The organism is Rhodobacteraceae bacterium M382, from assembly GCA_025141015.1.
Classification (GTDB): Bacteria; Pseudomonadota; Alphaproteobacteria; order Rhodobacterales; family Rhodobacteraceae; genus Aliisedimentitalea; species Aliisedimentitalea scapharcae.
On the sequence record CP081098.1, the window covers coordinates 957,286 to 976,030 of the forward strand.

18 protein-coding genes and 1 tRNA gene are annotated in these 18,745 nt (G+C 56.9%); 12 read left to right on the forward strand and 7 right to left on the reverse strand.

Annotation, left to right across the window (positions count from 1 at the left end; all coding sequences use genetic code 11):
* Window positions 1-68: 68 nt before the first annotated feature.
* The 4 genes from K3727_04275 (at window position 69) to K3727_04290 (ending at window position 2,499) form a co-directional block, all read left to right on the forward strand.
* Window positions 69-701, forward strand: a complete 633-nt coding sequence (locus tag K3727_04275; GenBank protein UWQ92022.1) for a class I SAM-dependent methyltransferase — start codon at window positions 69-71, stop codon at window positions 699-701.
* A gap of 91 nt (window positions 702-792) precedes the next feature.
* A complete protein-coding gene (locus K3727_04280) occupies window positions 793-1,242 on the forward strand; it encodes a YtoQ family protein (protein UWQ92023.1) in 450 nt (149 codons plus the stop codon).
* A gap of 239 nt (window positions 1,243-1,481) precedes the next feature.
* Entirely contained in the window at window positions 1,482-2,282 is an 801-nt protein-coding gene (locus tag K3727_04285; protein UWQ92024.1) for a mechanosensitive ion channel, read from the forward strand.
* A 140-nt stretch (window positions 2,283-2,422) separates the two neighbouring features.
* Window positions 2,423-2,499, forward strand: a tRNA-Met gene (locus tag K3727_04290).
* Window positions 2,500-2,663: 164 nt separating this feature from the next.
* Here K3727_04290 and ald read toward each other — a convergent pair.
* On the reverse strand, window positions 2,664-3,782 hold the full coding sequence (gene ald / locus K3727_04295; GenBank protein UWQ92025.1) for an alanine dehydrogenase: 1,119 nt from the start codon (window positions 3,780-3,782) through the stop codon (window positions 2,664-2,666).
* 138 nt (window positions 3,783-3,920) lie between these two features.
* On the opposite strand from ald, the gene K3727_04300 reads away from it, so the two are divergent.
* Complete coding sequence (locus K3727_04300; protein UWQ92026.1) at window positions 3,921-4,379, forward strand: Lrp/AsnC family transcriptional regulator; 459 nt, start codon at window positions 3,921-3,923, stop codon at window positions 4,377-4,379.
* A gap of 4 nt (window positions 4,380-4,383) precedes the next feature.
* Here K3727_04300 and K3727_04305 read toward each other — a convergent pair whose 3' ends face one another.
* The gene (locus K3727_04305; protein ID UWQ92027.1) at window positions 4,384-5,226 is read right to left on the reverse strand and encodes a CPBP family intramembrane metalloprotease; all 843 of its coding nucleotides are present in this window, start codon (window positions 5,224-5,226) and stop codon (window positions 4,384-4,386) included.
* Between the two features lie 328 nt (window positions 5,227-5,554).
* Here K3727_04305 and ppk2 point away from each other — a divergent pair, with 328 nt between their 5' ends.
* Window positions 5,555-6,472 carry a polyphosphate kinase 2 gene (gene ppk2 / locus K3727_04310; protein UWQ92028.1) on the forward strand — a complete coding sequence of 306 codons (918 nt, stop codon included), beginning with the start codon at window positions 5,555-5,557 and terminating at the stop codon, window positions 6,470-6,472.
* Between the two features lie 38 nt (window positions 6,473-6,510).
* Here ppk2 and K3727_04315 read toward each other — a convergent pair whose 3' ends face one another.
* Window positions 6,511-7,032, reverse strand: coding sequence for a MarR family transcriptional regulator (locus tag K3727_04315; protein UWQ92029.1), 522 nt, complete (start codon window positions 7,030-7,032; stop codon window positions 6,511-6,513).
* 108 nt (window positions 7,033-7,140) lie between these two features.
* Here K3727_04315 and K3727_04320 point away from each other — a divergent pair, with 108 nt between their 5' ends.
* A complete protein-coding gene (locus tag K3727_04320; GenBank protein UWQ92030.1) occupies window positions 7,141-8,322 on the forward strand; it encodes a cytochrome P450 in 1,182 nt (393 codons plus the stop codon).
* A gap of 143 nt (window positions 8,323-8,465) precedes the next feature.
* Here the strand turns inward: K3727_04320 and rpsU are convergent, their stop codons facing one another.
* Entirely contained in the window at window positions 8,466-8,672 is a 207-nt protein-coding gene (gene rpsU / locus K3727_04325; protein UWQ92031.1) for a 30S ribosomal protein S21, read from the reverse strand.
* Between the two features lie 170 nt (window positions 8,673-8,842).
* Here rpsU and K3727_04330 point away from each other — a divergent pair, with 170 nt between their 5' ends.
* Complete coding sequence (locus K3727_04330) at window positions 8,843-9,523, forward strand: COQ9 family protein (protein UWQ92032.1); 681 nt, start codon at window positions 8,843-8,845, stop codon at window positions 9,521-9,523.
* A gap of 118 nt (window positions 9,524-9,641) precedes the next feature.
* The gene (locus K3727_04335) at window positions 9,642-10,625 is read left to right on the forward strand and encodes an NAD(P)H-quinone oxidoreductase (protein ID UWQ92033.1); all 984 of its coding nucleotides are present in this window, start codon (window positions 9,642-9,644) and stop codon (window positions 10,623-10,625) included.
* A gap of 62 nt (window positions 10,626-10,687) precedes the next feature.
* Here the strand turns inward: K3727_04335 and K3727_04340 are convergent, their stop codons facing one another.
* Both K3727_04340 and K3727_04345 read right to left on the reverse strand, forming a co-directional pair.
* Window positions 10,688-11,545: a DUF2189 domain-containing protein gene (locus tag K3727_04340; GenBank protein ID UWQ92034.1), complete on the reverse strand. Its 858-nt coding sequence runs from the start codon at window positions 11,543-11,545 to the stop codon at window positions 10,688-10,690.
* A gap of 258 nt (window positions 11,546-11,803) precedes the next feature.
* Window positions 11,804-12,448 (reverse strand): ribonuclease T2, encoded by a 645-nt coding sequence (locus tag K3727_04345; GenBank protein UWQ92035.1) that lies wholly within the window; start codon window positions 12,446-12,448, stop codon window positions 11,804-11,806.
* A gap of 142 nt (window positions 12,449-12,590) precedes the next feature.
* Here K3727_04345 and K3727_04350 point away from each other — a divergent pair, with 142 nt between their 5' ends.
* On the forward strand, window positions 12,591-13,370 hold the full coding sequence (locus K3727_04350) for a DUF1013 domain-containing protein (GenBank protein UWQ92036.1): 780 nt from the start codon (window positions 12,591-12,593) through the stop codon (window positions 13,368-13,370).
* Window positions 13,371-13,579: 209 nt separating this feature from the next.
* On the opposite strand, the gene K3727_04355 is transcribed toward K3727_04350, so the two are convergent.
* Window positions 13,580-15,829: a molybdopterin guanine dinucleotide-containing S/N-oxide reductase gene (locus K3727_04355; protein UWQ92037.1), complete on the reverse strand. Its 2,250-nt coding sequence runs from the start codon at window positions 15,827-15,829 to the stop codon at window positions 13,580-13,582.
* A 495-nt stretch (window positions 15,830-16,324) separates the two neighbouring features.
* On the opposite strand from K3727_04355, the gene K3727_04360 reads away from it, so the two are divergent.
* Both K3727_04360 and K3727_04365 read left to right on the forward strand, forming a co-directional pair.
* The gene (locus tag K3727_04360; protein UWQ92038.1) at window positions 16,325-17,596 is read left to right on the forward strand and encodes a peptidase; all 1,272 of its coding nucleotides are present in this window, start codon (window positions 16,325-16,327) and stop codon (window positions 17,594-17,596) included.
* Between the two features lie 126 nt (window positions 17,597-17,722).
* Window positions 17,723-18,745, forward strand: coding sequence for an imelysin family protein (locus K3727_04365; GenBank protein UWQ92039.1), 1,023 nt, complete (start codon window positions 17,723-17,725; stop codon window positions 18,743-18,745).

Sequence of the window (18,745 nt, forward strand, 5' to 3'; positions counted from 1 at the left end):
GTCTTTGCAGTCGCGGTAATTTCAATTGTGCGGTGGGGTGCTTATCTGCCTTTCAAAGGAGAGCACAAATGCAAGCAAGCGCAAAATTCTGGGACGGTATTGCCGAAAAATACGCCCGCAACCCGATCAGTGACATGGCTTCCTATCAGCACACCTTGGACCGGACGGCGTCCTATTTGGGCGCAGAAGACACGGTGCTGGAGCTGGGGTGCGGCACTGGTTCGACCGCCTTGGAGCTGGCGTCTGGTGTGCGACAGTTCGTGGCCAGCGATGTGGCAGAGGGCATGTTGACCATTGGCAAGAACCGCGCATCTGAACAGGGGATTGGCAACGTTGATTTCGTTCAGGCGGATGTCATGGTGCCCCCCAAAGGACCGTTTGATGCGGTGCTGGCGTTCAACGTACTGCATCTTCTTGACGATCTTGATACGGCGCTGATCAGCATTCGCGACAGCGTCAAGCCGAATGGCTTTTTCATCTCCAAAACATTCTGCACGCCTCAGGATGGTGGCAGTTGGAAGTACAAGCTGTTGCGTATGGGCCTGCCGATTCTGCAGCTGGTGGGTAAAGCACCCTATGTACGGTTCTTGCAGGTGGAGGAATTGGATAGTGCACTGGAACGCGCCGGATTCGAGATCGTAGAGCAGGACAGCTTCCCGGCACGAAACGCGCGCCGGTTTCTTGTCGCCCGCAGGCTTTGATTGGAAATTCCAAAGACACTTCCTTGTTCCCCGGGGCTTGGTCCCGGGGCAGTCCCGCAGTAGGTAGGGGACAGCGAACAAGGAGATGAACATGGGACTGAAGGTATACCTGTCGGGCGAGATTCACACGGATTGGCGCGAACAGATCATCACGGGTGCCGATGGGTTGGATGTCACGTTTGACAGCCCGGTTACCGATCATGGTGCTAGCGATGATTGCGGCGTGCGTATTCTGGGCGCGGAGCCGAATAAATATTGGCATGACCACAAGGGAGCGATGGTCAACGCGATCCGAACCCGCAAGGGGATCGCCGATGCAGATGTCGTGGTTGTCCGTTTTGGGGACAAATACAAACAGTGGAACGCCGCCTTTGACGCAGGATACGCTGCGGCGCTGGGAAAATCCCTGATTGTTCTGCATGGTCCGGACCATCAGCACGCGCTCAAAGAGGTCGATGCAGCCGCGCTGGCTGTGGCCGAAGAGCCCGGACAAGTCGTTGAAATCTTGCGATACGTTCTGACAGGTGCCTTGCCCGCCTGATCGCAACATTTGGTCAATCAGAACACCCATTCCCCTGGTGACCCTGGGGAATGGAACCAAACCCCACCATTTTCCCCCTGAAACTGACGCTGTTTACGCTCATTGAGCGGCGAACTATCGTGAACACGCGAACTGAAAACACAAAGAGCCTGCGTTGAGATCCGAATGCTGATTGCGGCTTTGACTGCCTGATCGGGGACGGTTTCTGTAGGGGCGAATGCAGAAAAGAGAGACGGGAAATGGAACAGATTATGGAACAGGCTGGTGCCTACTGGCCACTGATGGTCAATGGTGCCAAGGCGTTGGCGGTTCTGATCGTTGGGTGGATTGTTGCTGGGATGATTGCTGGCGCGGTCCGCCGGCGGATTGCGGCAAACCCCGAGATTGATCAGACTTTGGGTAATTTTGCAGCCAGCCTTGTGCGCTGGGTCATCCTTGCGATGGTTTTGATTGCGGTGCTGAACCTGTTTGGTATCGAAGCAACTAGCCTGGTTGCGATGATGGGCGCGGCGACGCTGGCCATCGGTCTGGCGCTTCAGGGAACGCTTAGCGACCTGGCGGCCGGATTCATGTTGGTTCTGTTTCGCCCATACAAGATTGGCCAATATGTGGATATCGGCGGCACAGCGGGAACTGTGAAAGATCTGAACCTTTTTGTGACCGAACTGGCGACGCCGGACAATGTGCAGATCATTGTTCCAAATGGTCAGGCCTGGGGCGCGATCATTACCAACTACTCGCATCATGATACCCGTCGCGTGGATTTTGTCTTTGGTATCGACTATGGCGACAACGCGGACAAAGCCATGCAGATCATTACAGAGCTGGCAGAGGCGGATGCACGGGTTCTGGACGACCCTGCGCCCTGGGTCCGCGTGACCAATCTGGGCGATAGCTCGGTCGATCTGACTGCGCGCATTTGGTGTCAGGCGGCAGACTATTGGGATATCAAGTTTGAATTGACCAAAGCTGTCAAAGAAGCCTTTGACGCCCAAGGAATTTCGATTCCCTATCCGCACCGGGTCGAAATCCGCAGATAAGCCGGTTCTGGCGACCTCTTGCTGGCGAGGGGTCGTCGACCATTGTTTGGCGCGGTATTTTCCTGCGCAGGAGAGCGAAAAAGTTGCGTTTTCCGTTTGACACCTGCGCGCGCTTTGGATACCTCACGCCTCGTGGTCACGGCGTGATAGCTCAGTTGGTTAGAGCACAGCACTCATAATGCTGGGGTCGGCGGTTCAAGTCCGCCTCACGCTACCACCCTCCCTGTATGTATCCGATTTTGTGGTCAATCCGCTGTGATGAGCTGCACCGACGCTTGGCAAACGCCTTGGCGGGTGGGGAGAACAAGCGCCGTTTGCCAGACATGAAAAAGCCCGATCAAATGATCGGGCTTTTCCTGGCAGTGGTGTTGTTGGTACGGATCAGCCTTGGACCAGCGAAGAAGCCGAGACGACATCCAATCCAAGCGCCGCGCCAACCGCATCATACGTCAGCTTGCCTGCGTGCACATTCAAGCCATTCAGCAAATGCACATCATCGGCACAGGCTTGCTTCCAGCCTTTGTTGGCCAGGTTCAGCATGAAGGGCAGGGTGGCATTGCCAAGCGCTTGGGTCGATGTCCGTGCCACGGCTCCGGGCATGTTGGCCACACAATAGTGCATGACACCATCGACTTCATAGATAGGATCGGCGTGAGTGGTCGCCTTGGAGGTCTCAAAGCAGCCGCCCTGGTCAATAGCAACATCCACCAACGCCGCGCCGGGCTTCATGTCGCTCAGTTGTGCACGAGATATCAGCTTTGGCGCTGCGGCACCGGGGATCAGAACCGCGCCGATCACCATGTCAGCGTCACGTACCAGCTCGGCGGTGGCACCTGCGGTCGAATACTGGTTCTTGAATTCACGGCCGAAGACATCATCCAGATACTTGAGGCGCGTCAGTGAGCGGTCCAGGATGGTGACATCCGCGCCCATACCGGCCGCGATTTTGGCTGCGTGGGTGCCAACAACGCCGCCGCCGATGACAACGACCTTGGCAGGTGGAACACCGGGAACGCCGCCCATAAGAACGCCACGACCGCCGTTGGCCTTTTGCAGGGTCCAGGCCCCAACCTGAGGCGCCAGACGACCGGCCACTTCGGACATAGGTGCCAACAGAGGCAAGCCGCCGCGGGCGTCTGTCACGGTTTCATAGGCAATTGCAGTACAACCGCTTTCGAGCAGGTCATGCGTCTGGTCCGGGTCGGGGGCAAGGTGCAGATACGTAAACAGCAGTTGGCCTTCGCGCAGCATCTTGCGTTCGACAGCCTGAGGTTCCTTGACCTTGACGATCATGTCGGCGGTGGCAAAGATTTCTTCGGCTGTATCGATGATTGTAGCGCCCGCAGCGACATAATCTTCGTCACTGAATCCAGCACCGGTTCCGGCACCCTTTTGGATCAGGGCCGAATGGCCGTGGTTGACGGCTTCGCGCGCGGCGTCAGGCGTCATGCCGACCCGAAATTCCTGTGGTTTGATTTCTGTAGGGCAACCGATTTTCATTTTGTGTCTCCTCCGGGGCTTGTTGGATCCAATCTGGGGGAGCTCACGGAAAATGTGCTGCTTTTTTGAGCAGAATAAAAACGTGCGTTTCGAAGAATCTTCGAATATTTTGACCGTGTTAGCAAGGAGCTTCGCAAAATGTCGTTGGACGAAACAGATCGTCGCATTCTATCGGTACTACAAAAACAAGGGCGGATTTCCAATGCCGACCTGTCCGAGCGGGTAAATCTCTCTCCGTCGGCCTGTCACAGGCGGGTGCAAAGGTTGGAGAAGGATGGGTTCATTCGAGATTATGTTGCGTTGCTGGATGCCCGAAAAATGAGCGTTCCGACCACGGTTTTTGTCGAGATCACACTATCAGGGCAGGCGGATGAGGTTCTGGATGCCTTTGAAAGGGCAGTGGCACGCATTCCCGATGTGCTGGAATGCCACTTGATGGCCGGGACCGCAGATTATGTGCTCAAGGTGGTTGCGGAGAACACCGAAGATTTTGCCCGCATCCACCGCCAGCATTTGTCCCGGCTGCCCGGTGTCGCCCAGATGCAGTCCAGTTTTGCCTTACGCACGGTGTTCAAGACCACGGCGCTGCCGGTTTGACGGATCATCCCAGCGGCGCAGGGTAAGTGAAGAAAATCAGGTGAACCGCGTTGAATGCAAAATGCATCAGCACCGCAACCCACAATCGCCCACTGAACCACAGTCCCAGGCCACAGGCCGCGCCCAGCAAGGTTGCTAAACCGGCGATCAGCGGCCCCCCGGCCAGATGCGCCGCTCCAAAAAGAAGGCTTGCTGACACAATGGCACCAAATGGCCCTATTCGATCAGTCAGGAATTTTTGCAGATACCCGCGAAAGAAGGCTTCTTCGACGAGACAGGTTTGAACAAGATTGGCAAACAGGAACAGTCCCGCCCAATGCGGCCAAGACAGATCTGGATGGATGACACCGAGACCTGTGGCCAGGGGGAAAAGCCCGGCCAGAACAAGGAAACTGACCAGCAAGGGGCCCCATCGCACTGCACAATCCCGGGCCAGCAACGCAGGCCAGGCCAGCAGCAACATCAGAAAGATCTGCGGCTTGTCCAGGTTCAAATGAAGCGAATAGGGAATGGCAAAAGGGCTGGATTGCACGGCGTCCAGACCCACGGCGTTGGTGAAGCCGGGAACCAGGTGCAGAGCAAGCGCCATGGCCCAGCCAATCAAGACCATATGACCAGCAAACGCGATGGCCCCCTTTTGGGTTCGCAAGATCCAAGCCGCCAGAAGCCCACCGCCGCTCAGAGCGACCGCAGTCGGTGTCACGGCGCCGAATGCCAAGGCCGCACCGCCGGACAGCATGGCGAGCATGATACTGCTGCGTGTCATTGCAAAAAAGCCGGTGATCAGGCTGCCCATCAAAAGAAGCCAAGGCAAGGGCAAAGCAGCAATAGCGAATGGGTCAGACATGATGGGACTCAAATCGCACAGGCAGGCACCTGTCTGTTTCTGGTGAAAGGGTTGTGGGGGTCTGCCCTGGTATCAAGACTGTGTCCTTTGTCTGTGCGCCCGAGATGGGGGGCTGATCGCGGTCGAATTATTTGCGGCAGATCAAGGTATGAGGGGTGCAATAGATCAATAATGGATGCGTGTTCTTGGATTCATGTATCGCAAGGGCGTATTTTCTGGTAGCAATCGCATCTTTGGGCCATAGCGTCAGTGTTGGCATGTTTGTGTGACATTGATCGTTTACAAGGTTGCATTATGTGGTGCGAAAAAGTTGAAAAGGAAGCAACAGGTGACAGACGAATTCGAGACCACGACCTTTGACTGGCTTGAGGCCGAGCTTCAAGACACGCTGGACGAAGATTTCGAAATCGAATTTGCCGAGCCGATGTTGTCGATGGAGCTGCGCAAGATTTATCGGGCTCAACATCCTGAAATGCTGGATCGCAAGGTCTATTTCCGCAACTTGTTGCGGTTGCAGGCCGAATTGATCAAGCTCCAGGATTGGGTTATCGAAACTGGCGCCAAGGTTCTGGTGATTATGGAAGGGCGGGATTCGGCAGGCAAAGGCGGTGTGATCAAACGGATCACCCAGCGTCTGAACCCCCGTGTAGCCCGGGTCGTTGCCCTGCCGGCACCCAACCGGCGCGAACAAAGCCAGTGGTATTTTCAGCGCTATGTGCCGCATCTGCCAGCAGGCGGAGAGATCGTTCTGTTCGACCGGTCCTGGTACAATCGCGCCGGGGTCGAACGCGTGATGGGATTTGCTGACGACACTCAGGTCGAGCAGTTTTTCGAAGATGTTCCCGAATTTGAACGCATGTTGGTGCGGTCGGGGATCATTGTTCTGAAATATTGGTTCTCGATCACCGACGAAGAACAGCAGTTGCGGTTCCTGATGCGGATCCATGATCCGATGAAGCAGTGGAAACTGAGCCCGATGGATCTGGAAAGCCGTGTGCGTTGGGAGCAATACACCAAGGCCAAGGAAGAGATGTTTTCGCGCACCAATATTCCCGAGGCACCGTGGTACATCGTTGAAGGCAACGACAAGAAGCGGGAGCGTTTGAATTGCATCGAGCATTTGCTGACGCAGATTCCCTATAAAGACGTTGCCAGCGAACGGGTGGCGCTGCCGGACCGGGAGTATAATCCCGACTACGAGCGTCGGGTGCTGCCTGACGAGTTATATGTCCCCAAGATCTATTGACCTGGAGCTGCGCGCAGCGGTGCGTGCAAGCACGCACCCTACGGTGTGGGAGCCTCGGACTCTGAATCGAGGTTTTGTAGCATACGGCTGAGGAAGCCAGTCAGGGTGACAACGTCTTGGGCGCTAAACCCCTCTAGAAGAGCGCGCTGTCTGGCCAGGGCTCCTGGCAGGACGCGAGCGTGCAGCTGAGTGCCGCTGGGGGTCAGCGACCAGACCTTGCGCCGGTCGTCGTCTCCCCGCACCTCGGCCAGAACCAGACCGGAAAGCTGGAGCCGTCGCAGCGAACGGCTGACGGCTGCCTTGTCAATGCCTATGGTACGGGCCGCGTGGCTGACCGAGCTGCCCGGTTCGCGGGTCAGCATGACCAACATGCGCCAATCCATTGCCCCCAGGCCGAATTCCTCCTGATAGAAGCGGGCAGCAGAGCGGGTGAACCGGTTTCCTGCAAAATTCAACAGAACCGTGGGGCTTCGGGAAAAGCTGAGCGTTGACGCCGCGGGGCCTGCTTCACCCTCTGTCGGGTGAACGAGAAACATGTCATCGGGCAGATCGTCAGTCATGGTGCCGCCTGTAGGTGAGTTTGAGGGATCGTAAATCAAATGTGTTGACATGACAACACGTCAGCGGCGATGCTCTCACATGTTGTCATGTCAACACGTGGAGTTCTTATGTCAGATGCCCCGATCTTTGAAATTGATGTGCCCTGTTTCTGGCAGGATCCCTATCCGGACCTGGCGCGGATGCGTGCAGAAGCTCCGATTGCTTATGTGCCTCAGCTGGGGGCAATATTGTTAACCCGCCGCGATGATATCTTTACTAACGAGAAGAAAGTCGAGGTTTTCTCCTCAGATCAGCCGAATGGTTTGATGACTGTCCTGATGGGCCAAAACATGATGCGCAAGGACGGGGCGGCACATATGGCCGAACGCAAGGCAATCTTTCCCGCGGTTTCGCCAAAGACGGTGAAGCGTGTTTGGACCGAACAATTTCGCGCTGCAGCCCAACGGGTTCTGGATGACCTGAAAGACAGCCACAGCGGAGATCTTGTGCGCGATTTTGCCCTGCCAGTCTCGGCCGAAGCGCTCAAATGCATTACTGGATTGACCAACATGACGGCGGTCCAGATGGACAGGGTCAGCCAGGGCATGATTGACGGGTGTTCCAATTATTCGGGCGACCCGGTTGTAACGGCGCATTGCAACGACTGTACGGCCGCAATTGACGCTCATATTGATGCAATGATCCCGATTCTGGAGTCCCGCCCGGATCATTCCCTGCTGTCTGTTCAGCGGCAGGCCGGCCTGTCGGATGCACAGACACGGGCCAATATCAAATTGGCCATCTCAGGTGGACAAAATGAACCACGCGATGCAATCGCTGGAACAGCCTGGGCGCTGCTGAAACACCCAGACCAATTGTCTGATGTTCTGGGAGGGCGGGCCACCTGGCTGCAGGCCTTTGAAGAATACGCCCGGTGGATATCCCCCATCGGGATGTCGCCCCGGCGCGTTGTGCAGGCATATGACCTTGGTGGCGTGACCTTTTCCCCCGAAGACAGGGTGTTCCTGATGTTTGGGTCGGGAAACCGGGACGAGGCCGTGTTCGACAGCCCCGAAAGGTTCAATATTCACCAGAATTGTAGTGCAGCGATTTCCTTTGGGGCGGGGCCGCATTTTTGTGCTGGTGCCTGGATCTCGCGGGTGCTGATCGCCGATGTGGCGTTGCCGATGCTGTTTGCACAGTTCCCGAACCTGGCGCTAGATGGGGAAACCAGCTTTGGCGGGTGGGCATTTCGCGGGCCCTTGAGCATGCCCGTTGTGTGGGGAAAACACATAAGACCGTCCATGTGAATGTGGGCTGCACAGGCCGGGGGAAAGACCGGGGATGCGAAACACCGGGTCCACAACAGCATAGGGATCAAAAAAAACAAACCCCCGGGCAAAGCCACGGGGGTCGGTAATTCTTGTGTGTCCAAAGCTGGAAAAGGGCGCTCTTAGAGCAAACCTTCGCGCTGTGCTTTCTTACGTGCCAGTTTACGGGCACGACGGATCGCTTCAGCTTTCTCGCGCGCTTTTTTCTCGGACGGCTTTTCGAAATGTTGCTTGAGCTTCATTTCGCGGAAGACGCCTTCACGCTGCAGCTTTTTCTTCAGGGCGCGGAGCGCCTGATCGACGTTGTTGTCGCGAACACTAACCTGCATGTGGTTTTCACCACCTTTCTAATTTGAAGTTGCAAGGATTTGCAGGAGCCCGCCCTATAGCAAGTCAGCCCTGACTTGTCTATACCGTTTCATGGACCCGTCTGGACAGACGCAGAGCTGTTTTGGGGGGGCGACACGCCGTTGTTCAGGCCGCTTATGAGGAGCCATTTATGTCTTATCACGAAATTCGCGACCAGTTGGTGAATGCGGCGCTGGTGCATGTGGCCTTTGACGGTTGGACGGATGCCACGTTTGACGCAGCGGTCCAGGATGCCGGGATCGACGCAAATTTGGCCCGCGCGATTTGTCCCCGAGGTGGGGTCGATCTGGCGCTGGCGTTTCATGCGCGCGGCGATCAGCTGATGTTGGAACGCCTTCGGGCGGCGGATCTCAGTCCGTTGCGGTTTCGCGACCGGATTGCCTTGGCGGTGCGGCTTCGGCTGGAAGTGGTGGATGACAAGGAAGCAGTACGGCGTGGAACGACCTTGTTTGCGCTGCCGGGTTATGCAGCGGATGGTGCCCGGGCGATCTGGGGCACCTGTGATCTGATCTGGAACGAGCTGGGTGACGGCTCGGACGATCTGAATTGGTACACCAAACGTGGCACCTTGTCGGCGGTATATTCATCGACGGTGTTGTTTTGGCTGGGCGACGACAGCCCGGACCATCACGCAACCTGGGAGTTCCTGGACCGGCGTATTGATAACGTGATGCAGTTTGAAAAACTCAAGTCTCAGGCGCGTAAGAACCCGCTTCTGAAACCGTTTTTGGCGGGCCCGGAATGGCTGGCCAGCCGGATCCGTCGACCTCGATCGCATGATGATCTGCCAGGATCTGTGCGATCGGATTGAATCGGGGTCGCGTGCGGGCGCTGGCCGGAATGTCGGTTTTCGCGCCTCGTGTGGCGGCGAACCTGTTCAAATTGCGGGCGACCGGTGCTAGGCAGTATCCAAACAAAAGGATCCAGCCATGACACAAATGATGCGCGCCGTGGAAATTTCACAACCCGGCGGACCCGATGTTCTGAAACTGACCGAACGCCCGATACCAACAGCGGAACAGGGCCAGATCGTGATCAAGGTCGCCTATGCCGGTGTGAACCGCCCGGATGCCTTGCAGCGGGCCGGCGCTTATGCACCACCTCCCGGAGCCAGTGATCTGCCAGGGCTTGAGGCATCGGGCGAAGTGGTGGCTGTTGGGCCGGGCGTTAGCGACTTTGTCATTGGCGATCAGGTTTGTGGCCTGTTGCCGGGTGGTGGATATGCCGAATTTGTTGCAACGCCGGCCGCGCATTGCCTGCCAATTCCTGCGGGCTTGGACCTGAAGCAGGCTGCATGCTTGCCTGAGACGTGTTTTACGGTCTGGTCGAATGTGTTCTCACGCGGGGGGTTGACCGCCGGCGAGCGGTTTCTGGTCCATGGTGGGTCTTCAGGGATCGGGACGACGGCGATTCAGCTGGCCAACCAGCTGGGCGCGCGGGTGTTTGCCACAGCTGGGTCGGATGAAAAATGCCAGGCCTGCCTGGATTTGGGGGCGGAACGGGCAATCAACTATAAAGAAGAGGATTTTGTTGCCGTACTGAAGGCTGAAGGTGGGGCCAACCTGATTCTTGATATGGTTGGTGGGGATTATATTCCGCGCAATATCAAAACATTGGCCAACGATGGTCGGTTGGTTCAGATCGCCTTTCTGTCAGGTCCCAAGGTCGAACTCAACTTTGCTCAGATCATGACGCGTCGCCTGACCGTCACCGGATCGACCTTGCGCCCACAGAGCGACCAGGCCAAAGCTGCGATTGCTCAGGATTTGCGCGACGTGGTCTGGCCGTTGATTGAAGCGGGCAAAGTTGCGCCAGTCATGGACAGCGAGTTCGATTTGAAGGATGCAGCAGCTGCGCATTCACGGATGGAAAGCTCGGGCCATATCGGTAAAATTGTTCTGAAAGTCGCCTGACATCACACGCCCCGGATCACGCCTCGGCGGGCGATCCGGGGCGTGATCGGATGTTGGTAAGGTCAGACAACCGCTTTGCGGTACAGGTGCCATGTTGCGTGACCCAAAACAGGAAGCACCACAATGAGCCCCAACAGGATTGGGAGCGATCCCGCCGCAAGCAATACGCCGACAATCAACCCCCAGCTCACGGTGACCAATGGGCTTTTGCGCAGCACGCGAAAGGAAGTCACCACTGCGATTGGCAATCCAATCTGGCGATCCAGAAGCAAAGGGAATGATACGAGGCTGGTGGCCAAGGCGACAATTGCAAAAATAACACCTGTTCCTGTGCCCAGAATAATCATGGCCCACCCCTGAGATGTTGTGAAAACATCATGAGCAAACGTGGCGATGGAAACCGGCGGTTCCGGCCCCAGTGTCGAGGCGTATACAAATTGCGCAACGATCATCCAGATGATGAACAAGAGAGCCAGGAATAGACCCAGAACAACGATGCCGCCAAAAGATGGAGTGCGAATGATCCCAAACGCGTCCAGCCAATCCGGGTTCTCGCCAGCCTCGCGCAAGCGGCTGATCTCGTACAATCCGACGGCGGCAACGGGCCCGAGCAAAGCAAATCCCATGATCATCGGTACAACCAGTGGGATCAGGTTCATGCTGAGCCCCATGGTGATCATGACCAACCCGGCCAGCGGATAGATCAGAGCGATAAAGATTACGTCAGCCCGGGCTGCCATGAAGTCTTCAAACCCGGCTCTTAACGCGTTGGTCAGGTCCTCAAACTCCAGTTTCCGGACAAGCGGGGCCGTGGTTTGATCTTTGCTGCCGATCCCTTCCATTGACGCCCCCACATGCGAGCCCGTTTCGCGCATGGCATGCGCGGTCCAGCTTGCCGGATTTCCGATCGTCTTTGCCATGTCGTGTCCTCCGTATCTGCTTGAATAAGCTGAGCCGGAATGGCCTGTCGTGGCCACGAGGCCAGCGTTCTATATATTACTATAACAGAATTTGGGGGATTTGACTTTCACTGTTTCGCGACGCCGTCCAAAGGGCGGAGGAATTTTCTTAGCTTAAGAAAATTTGCCAGAAAATTACGTAATTTTCTGGCGCGTTGGATGCTGTCCCGCGTTTGAGAGGCGTCGGCTTTTTTTGGGGGGGAATGTTCGTGAACAGGGTCAGCGCACGGGATCGAACCGAGCGTTTCCTGATCTGCAATCGCGAATGGCATCACGCCCGCAGGGAGCCGGTATCAAATCTCGGGTCAAGCAAATGCGAACTTCTTGAATGAAATTGTCTTTGCAGGTCACGGTCACCATGTCCTTCTCCATTTCCGGATTGGCCTTCAGGAACGCTTCTTCAACGACTTGAACTGGTAGGGACACCGGCTGGGTGAGCTTGCGGAATATGGGGGGGCGTTTCACCAGGCCATAGGCGTGCCGCGACAGGTTGAAATAGCTCTCGGCCGACAGCCCTGAACAGGTTCCGTGCTTTTTCCACTGATGCCAGGCCAGTCCAGAGGAGCCCATGATGTCAACCATTTCTGCGGTCATGCGCCGCGATGGGGCGGGTTCGTTGCTGCGGCAATAGCTGGGCCAGCCGCGATGATATTGCGGCCACAACCCGTGCAGGATCCATCCGTAATCGTGGCGTGGATGGCATTGGTCCGCATTCCTTTGGTCCCCGTCTGTTGCACACCAATTGGGCGACCAGCTGAGCGCCAGAACGTAGTAATCAAAATCTCCGGGCTTTTCTTCCTGTGCATTTGCCGGCAGGGTCAAGCCCGCCCAGACTGCCAGAACCGTTATAAACAACCTGTGCATTCGCCTCTTTCCTTATTTGCTCGGGCCTACTATATAGGCGGGAAGTTCCCCGACAACGGAAACCAGACCCCAAGCCGGGGCAGCCTGTTTCAGGCGACAGGAAAGATGTGTTCGGGATGATGTGTATTAAGGAGATGAGCGCATGGCAAAACCGTTGATGGCCAAGGCGACCGCCGTGTGGCTGGTGGACAATACCACGATCAGCTTCAAGCAGATCGCCGATTTCGTGGGGATGCACGAGCTGGAGATTCAAGGCATTGCTGATGGCGAAGTTGCTGTTGGTGTAAAAGGCTTTGATCCGGTTGCGAACAACCAATTGACCCAGGATGAAATCGACGCTGCGCAGAGCAGCCCCCTGCACAAGCTCAAGCTGAAGTTCAATGCGGCTGCGGCTGGTGAAGAAAAGCGCCGCGGCCCGCGTTATACCCCGCTCAGCAAACGGCAGGACCGTCCGAATTCGATCTTGTGGCTGGTCAAATTCCACCCGGAACTAGCTGACGGACAAATCGCCAAACTGGTTGGCACGACCAAGCCGACCATTCAGTCGATTCGCGAACGCACCCACTGGAACATTTCCAACATGCAGCCGATCGACCCGGTTGCATTGGGGCTGTGCAAACAATCCGAGCTGGACGCCGCCGTCCAAAAGGCCGCTGCCAAGAAGGCGGCCGAAGGTGGTGTGATGAGCGACGATGAACGCCGCAAGCTGGTGAGTACGGAGCAGTCACTGGACATGCCCGCCGAACCCAAGATCCCGACAGCGATCGAAGGTCTGGAAACCTTCTCGTTGGGCGGTGGTGCGCAGGATGACGATCAGCCCAGCCACGAACCGATTCTGGATGCGGACAGCTTCTTCAACCTTCCTGCCGGTGACGACGACGAAGACGAAGAGGAAGGCAACGGAATCGACCCACGGTTCTGATCGCGTTCCAAGCGATTTTGCCCTGAGTGTATGGGCTATTTCCAACCGAGGCCGCAATGTTTGTATTGCGGCCTTTTTTGTTCGAACGGCGCTCTTCGCGCTGCCCCGCGAAGCTTTGTGACCAGAACCAAGGTGTCGCTGAAACGTTGACACCAAGGGCCTGGCAGCGACCGGTCGCGGGGCGTGGTGAAGCCGCCCCTCGACCCCGATTACTCAAGACGTTCAATGCGCACCAGACAGGAATGCGCCGTGGGTCCCTGACCCAATTTGGACGTTCCCTTGTCCGCGCACAGCACATTTGGGTTGCCGTTTTGGCACAGGTTGGTCGCCTCATCCGGGCGATACCACGCACCGGTGCTCACCTGAACCACGCCGGGACGGATTGCATCTGACAGGATCGCACCGCACAGGCACGCACCACGATCATTGAAGATCCGGATAACATCGCCGTCTTGAATGCCCCGGTCGGCTGCGTCAGATGGATGAATCATTGCTGGCTCGTGGTGGGCGACACGGTCCGCCTGAGAAAGTGAGCCGTGATCAAGCTGGCTATGCAATTTGTTTTTGGGTTGGTTCGAAATCAGGTGGAGTTGATCGCTTTGTGCAGCACCCAACCATTCCAACGGGTCCATCCAGGTCGGATGTCCAGGGCAATCTGTGTAACCAAATTTGGCAATCTTCTCCGAGGCTATTTCGATTTTGCCGCTGGGTGTTCGCAGGGGGTGCAATTCGGGATCTGCCCGGAATTTTGACAGCATGACATGGGGGGCTTGTGGCACTGGCATCTTGTGCCACCCTGTCTGGCGCAACGTGTCAAACGGCGGCAATTCGATATCGGCTCGGGTCGCTGATTGTCTGGATTTTTCGTACAGCCACCGAATCCAGCTGTCTGTGTCTCGATCTTGGGAATAGGCGCTTTCTATACCCAGGTGCCGGGCAATTCCCCTGAAGATATCATAGTCGTCGCGGGCTTGGCCGGCCGGGTCCACGACCTTTTCCATCATCAACACATAAGGGTCACGGGGTGACAGCGTGATGTCGTTTCGTTCCAGTGGCGTGGTACAGGGCAGCACGATATCGGCATGTTGGGCCAGGCTGTTCCAGCACCAGTCATTGACAATCACAGTCTCAGGGCGGGCCCAGGCGCGGCGCAGACGGTTCAGGTCCTGATGATGATGAAAGGGGTTTCCACCCGCCCACCAGATCAATCTGGTGTCAGGAAAGTTGTAGCGTTTTCCGTTGTAGTCAAAATATCCACCAGGGTTTTCCAGCATGTCTGTGATCCGGGCGACGGGAATAAAGGTTTTAACCTTGTTTCGTCCCTGTGGCAGCGCCTGAAAACGGGGGGAGGGTCTTTCTAAACCTACGGTGTTGACCGCGCCATATCCAAACCCGACACCACCGCCCGGCAACCCGATTTGGCCGAGCATGGCGGCCAGAACCGTTCCCAGCCAAAAGTTCTGCTCGCCATGATCCTGACGTGTCAGCGCCCAGGCCACAGAGATCATCGTGCGCCCCTGGGCCATGCGGCGGGCAAGATCCCGGATCGTTTCGGCGGGAAGGCCACAGATGTCCGAGGCCCAATCGGCGGTCTTTGGTATTCCGTCGGTTTCGCCGGTCAGATACGCGGCAAAGTGATCAAAGCCGACAGTGTAGCGATCCAAAAATGCCCGATCTATCAAACCTTCGCCCAGCAACACATGAGCCAGCCCGATCATCAGCGCGGCATCGGTAGATGGTCGCGGTGCCAACCAGTCGGCCCCCAAGGTTTCCATGACATCGGATCGCAAGGGCGACACATTGACGAATTCGACACCTGCCGCCTTGGCTTCCAACAGGGCAGGGCCGGTGCGATGGGCACCCAGCCCGCCTTGGCCGATCATGGCATTTTTAACGGGCAAGCCGCCAAAGGCGACCATCAGGTCACAATTTTCGATGATCGACTGCCAACTGGTTGCGTCATAGATGAATTCGGCCCCACCCAACACATGGGGCAGGATCACTTCCCCTGCGGCGAGACTGTAAGTGTTCACTGATTTGGTAAATCCGCCCAGCAAATTCAGAAAACGTTTGAGATGACCCTGTGCATGGTGAAACCTCCCGGCGCTTGCCCAGCCATATGAGCCTGCGAAAATGCTTTCATTGCCGTGGGTTTTGGTGACTCTGGTCAACTCGGCGGCAACCAGTTGCTCGGCTTCTTCCCAACTGATCTCGACAAAATCATCCCTGCCACGCAAATCGCCGGCTGTTCCCGGGCCGCCATCCAGCCAACTTTTGCGTACCATCGGAGCCGTGATCCGGTCCGGTCCGTTGAGAACGCCGACATACCCCTGACCAATAGGTGACGGATCTGGATCCTCTTCAAACGGATGCAGCGCCGTTACTTCTCCATCTTGGGTCTCGACCCGGTAACTGCCCCAGTGAAAGCTGGTCAGGGGAAGGTCGGTAATGTCGGTCATTTGTCGATCCTCGGCTGGGTCTTCATGGCGGTCCCGCCTGCCTTCGATAGCGGGTTCGTGTCCATTTCGACAAGACCTGCACGGACAAATGGTCGGCGGGCGGGATGTGTGCGGTTGGTTCGACCGTGATGCGGTGGCCTCTCGGATGTCTCAGTAGACGCGAAAAACCGCGGGATAAAAAGTGGATTGACAATCCTGACAGATTCACTCAGTTAATGTGCATTACCTAGCCACCCCGACTGCAAAATGGGGAAGCCCTGACCTTGAAACGGAGCGGAGACATGCAGTTGGCAACGCCAATTTATCGGGTAGAGCGGGACACGCCGCCTCTTCCGGACCCAAGAAACGCGATCCTTCGAGAGCTGATGTCCACTGTGGAAACTGCTTGTGGGCTTAATTTTGAATGGCTGTTTGATCGGCTCGAAACCCCCTCTGAGTGATCTGTATCACGCCGCAGACGCGGCAATGGACGAGAATTGAAAGGAAAGATCTGAAATGAAACGCGCCCTTTTGGCAAGCTGCGTAATACCTCTTTCGATGGCGGCGCACGCGGCCCTGGCTGAAGAGATCACCAAGGTGGCTGTTCTGGAAAACTATGCCGATATTGCGCAGGCCGGATATGCCGACAGCGCAATCACTGCGGACAATTTGCGCCGGGCCATTGCGGCGCTGGTCGATCAGCCGAATGGGATCAATCTGGCCGCTGCGCGGTCCGCCTGGATTGCGGCACGGGTGCCGTATCAACAGACCGAAGCGTTCCGGTTTGGCAATCCGATTGTCGACGAGTGGGAGGGCAAGGTAAACGCCTGGCCGCTGGACGAAGGGTTGATTGATTATGTCACAGACGCCTATGGCGGCCCGACAGATGACAATCAGCTGGCTGTGCTGAACGTGATTGCCAACCCGCGCTTCAGCCTATCGGGAACAGAGATTGATGCATCCGTGATCACGCCAGAGCTGTTGGCAACAACCCTGCACGAAGCGGATGGTGTCGAGGCCAATGTCGCCACGGGCTATCATGCCATCGAATTTCTTTTGTGGGGGCAGGACAACAATGGCCATGCTCCGGGCGCAGGGGATCGTCCCTGGACGGATTTTGCCGCTGGTGATGACTGTACGGGCGGGAATTGCGACCGCCGTGCCGATTACCTGATGGCTGCAACTGATCTGTTGGTGTCGGATCTGAACTGGATGGCCGAACAATGGGCTCAGGGGGGGGCGGCACGCACGCATCTGACCCAGACACCGGACGCCGGGATTGTTGCGATCCTGACCGGCATGGGGTCGCTGTCCTATGGCGAGCAGGCAGGTGAGCGGATGCGGCTCGGGCTGATGCTGAACGATCCGGAAGAAGAACATGACTGCTTCTCGGACAACACGCACAACAGCCACTATTACGACGGCCTGGGGATTCAGAATGTGTATCTGGGCGAATATGTCCGGGTGGACGGAACCCTGGTGTCCGGTCCTGCGGTCAGTGATTTGGTGGCTTTGGCGGACGCGGATGCGGACGCCGAATTGAAAACCAAACTGTCGGATACGATGCAGGCCCTGGCCCGGATCAAGACAGCCGCCGAATCCGGCTTTGCATATGACCAGATGCTGGAACGCGGCAATGCCGGGGGTGAGGCGTTGATCATGGGCGGGGTCAACGGGTTGACCGATCAGACCCGGTCAATTGAACGTGCGGTGACAGCCCTTGGGCTGAACCAGATCGCGGTCGAAGGGTCGGACAGCCTTGATAACCCGTCGGCTGTGTTCCAGTAGACAGCTGAGCGATCAATCCCCCGGTGTTGTGCCGGGGGACTTGCTCATTTGGTGCCGGTTTCAATGCCCTGAAAACCAGAGCCGGCTATCTGTCCTTTTCAAGGTTGAACGTCCCAAAGGTGCCTGATGCGTGAATTTCTCAAAACTGCGGCCCTGATCGTGTTGCTACCTGTTGGGTTGTGCGCCGCTGAACCAGAAGAAACCGTGCGTAACGTTGTTGAACAGCACGTACTGCCTGGGTTTTCCACACTGAGGGACCGTGCCACTGATCTGATGCGCGCCACGGACACGGGCTGTTCGGCAAAGCCTGACGGGATCAAAGCCGCCTATCATCACGCAGCGGACGCCTGGATCTCGGTCAGCCATTTGCGATTTGGCCCCAGTGAAATTGATGATCGCGCGTTTGCCATCGCCTTTTGGCCCGACACCAAAGGGTTCACCCCAAAGGTCTTGGCCAAATTGCTGGGCGCTGAGGACCCGATCGTGACAGACCCGCAGAAGTTTGCCACCCTTTCGGTTGCCGGGCGGGGGCTCTATGCGCTGGAGTATCTGCTGTATGATGAACAGCTCAGTCAGACCGGCACACCCGAGTACCGTTGTGACCTGATCCGTGCCATCGCCCACGACGTTCAACAAAACGCCACGTCCATTCAACAGGGTTGGGAATTGGAATTTGCGCGGGCTTTGCTGGAACCCGGAATGGGGCAGGGACGGTACGAGACAACCGAAGACTCGTTGCAGGAACTGTTCAAGGCACTGGATACCGGCCTGCAGATAACCTCTGACATGCGGCTGGGTCGCCCGCTGGGCAGCTTTGATCGCCCCCGTCCCAAACGGGCCGAAAACTGGAGATCGGGGCGGTCGCTGCAAAATGTCGTCGTTGCTTTGCAGGCCCTGCGCAATCTGGCGGGGCTTTTGGCGGCTGAGGATCCGGCGTTGGCTCTGGATCTGGATCAAGGTTTCGCTGCGGCGATTTTGGCTGCTGAGCGGTTGAATGATCCGATATTCGCGTCGGTTGCGGATCCACAGGGACGGTTTCGGGTCGAATCCCTGAAGCAGCGCATAGACGATGTTCGCGTGGTTGTAACAACCCGATTGGGTCCGGCGCTGGGCGTTGCGGCGGGGTTCAACTCTCTGGATGGAGATTGA

Excerpts from the sequence above, each read along its gene's own strand:
- K3727_04275 (UWQ92022.1), top strand. The coding sequence starts at position 69 with ATGCAAGCAAGCGCAAAATTCTGGGACGGTATTGCCGAAAAATACGCC.
- K3727_04280 (UWQ92023.1), top strand. The coding sequence starts at position 793 with ATGGGACTGAAGGTATACCTGTCGGGCGAGATTCACACGGATTGGCGC.
- K3727_04285 (UWQ92024.1), top strand. The coding sequence starts at position 1,482 with ATGGAACAGATTATGGAACAGGCTGGTGCCTACTGGCCACTGATGGTC.
- ald (UWQ92025.1), bottom strand. The coding sequence starts at position 3,782 with ATGAAAATCGGTTGCCCTACAGAAATCAAACCACAGGAATTTCGGGTC.
- K3727_04300 (UWQ92026.1), top strand. The coding sequence starts at position 3,921 with ATGTCGTTGGACGAAACAGATCGTCGCATTCTATCGGTACTACAAAAA.
- K3727_04305 (UWQ92027.1), bottom strand. The coding sequence starts at position 5,226 with ATGTCTGACCCATTCGCTATTGCTGCTTTGCCCTTGCCTTGGCTTCTT.
- K3727_04315 (UWQ92029.1), bottom strand. The coding sequence starts at position 7,032 with ATGACTGACGATCTGCCCGATGACATGTTTCTCGTTCACCCGACAGAG.
- K3727_04320 (UWQ92030.1), top strand. The coding sequence starts at position 7,141 with ATGTCAGATGCCCCGATCTTTGAAATTGATGTGCCCTGTTTCTGGCAG.
- rpsU (UWQ92031.1), bottom strand. The coding sequence starts at position 8,672 with ATGCAGGTTAGTGTTCGCGACAACAACGTCGATCAGGCGCTCCGCGCC.
- K3727_04330 (UWQ92032.1), top strand. The coding sequence starts at position 8,843 with ATGTCTTATCACGAAATTCGCGACCAGTTGGTGAATGCGGCGCTGGTG.
- K3727_04335 (UWQ92033.1), top strand. The coding sequence starts at position 9,642 with ATGACACAAATGATGCGCGCCGTGGAAATTTCACAACCCGGCGGACCC.
- K3727_04340 (UWQ92034.1), bottom strand. The coding sequence starts at position 11,545 with ATGGCAAAGACGATCGGAAATCCGGCAAGCTGGACCGCGCATGCCATG.
- K3727_04345 (UWQ92035.1), bottom strand. The coding sequence starts at position 12,448 with ATGCACAGGTTGTTTATAACGGTTCTGGCAGTCTGGGCGGGCTTGACC.
- K3727_04350 (UWQ92036.1), top strand. The coding sequence starts at position 12,591 with ATGGCAAAACCGTTGATGGCCAAGGCGACCGCCGTGTGGCTGGTGGAC.
- K3727_04355 (UWQ92037.1), bottom strand. The coding sequence starts at position 15,829 with ATGACCGACATTACCGACCTTCCCCTGACCAGCTTTCACTGGGGCAGT.
- K3727_04360 (UWQ92038.1), top strand. The coding sequence starts at position 16,325 with ATGAAACGCGCCCTTTTGGCAAGCTGCGTAATACCTCTTTCGATGGCG.
- K3727_04365 (UWQ92039.1), top strand. The coding sequence starts at position 17,723 with ATGCGTGAATTTCTCAAAACTGCGGCCCTGATCGTGTTGCTACCTGTT.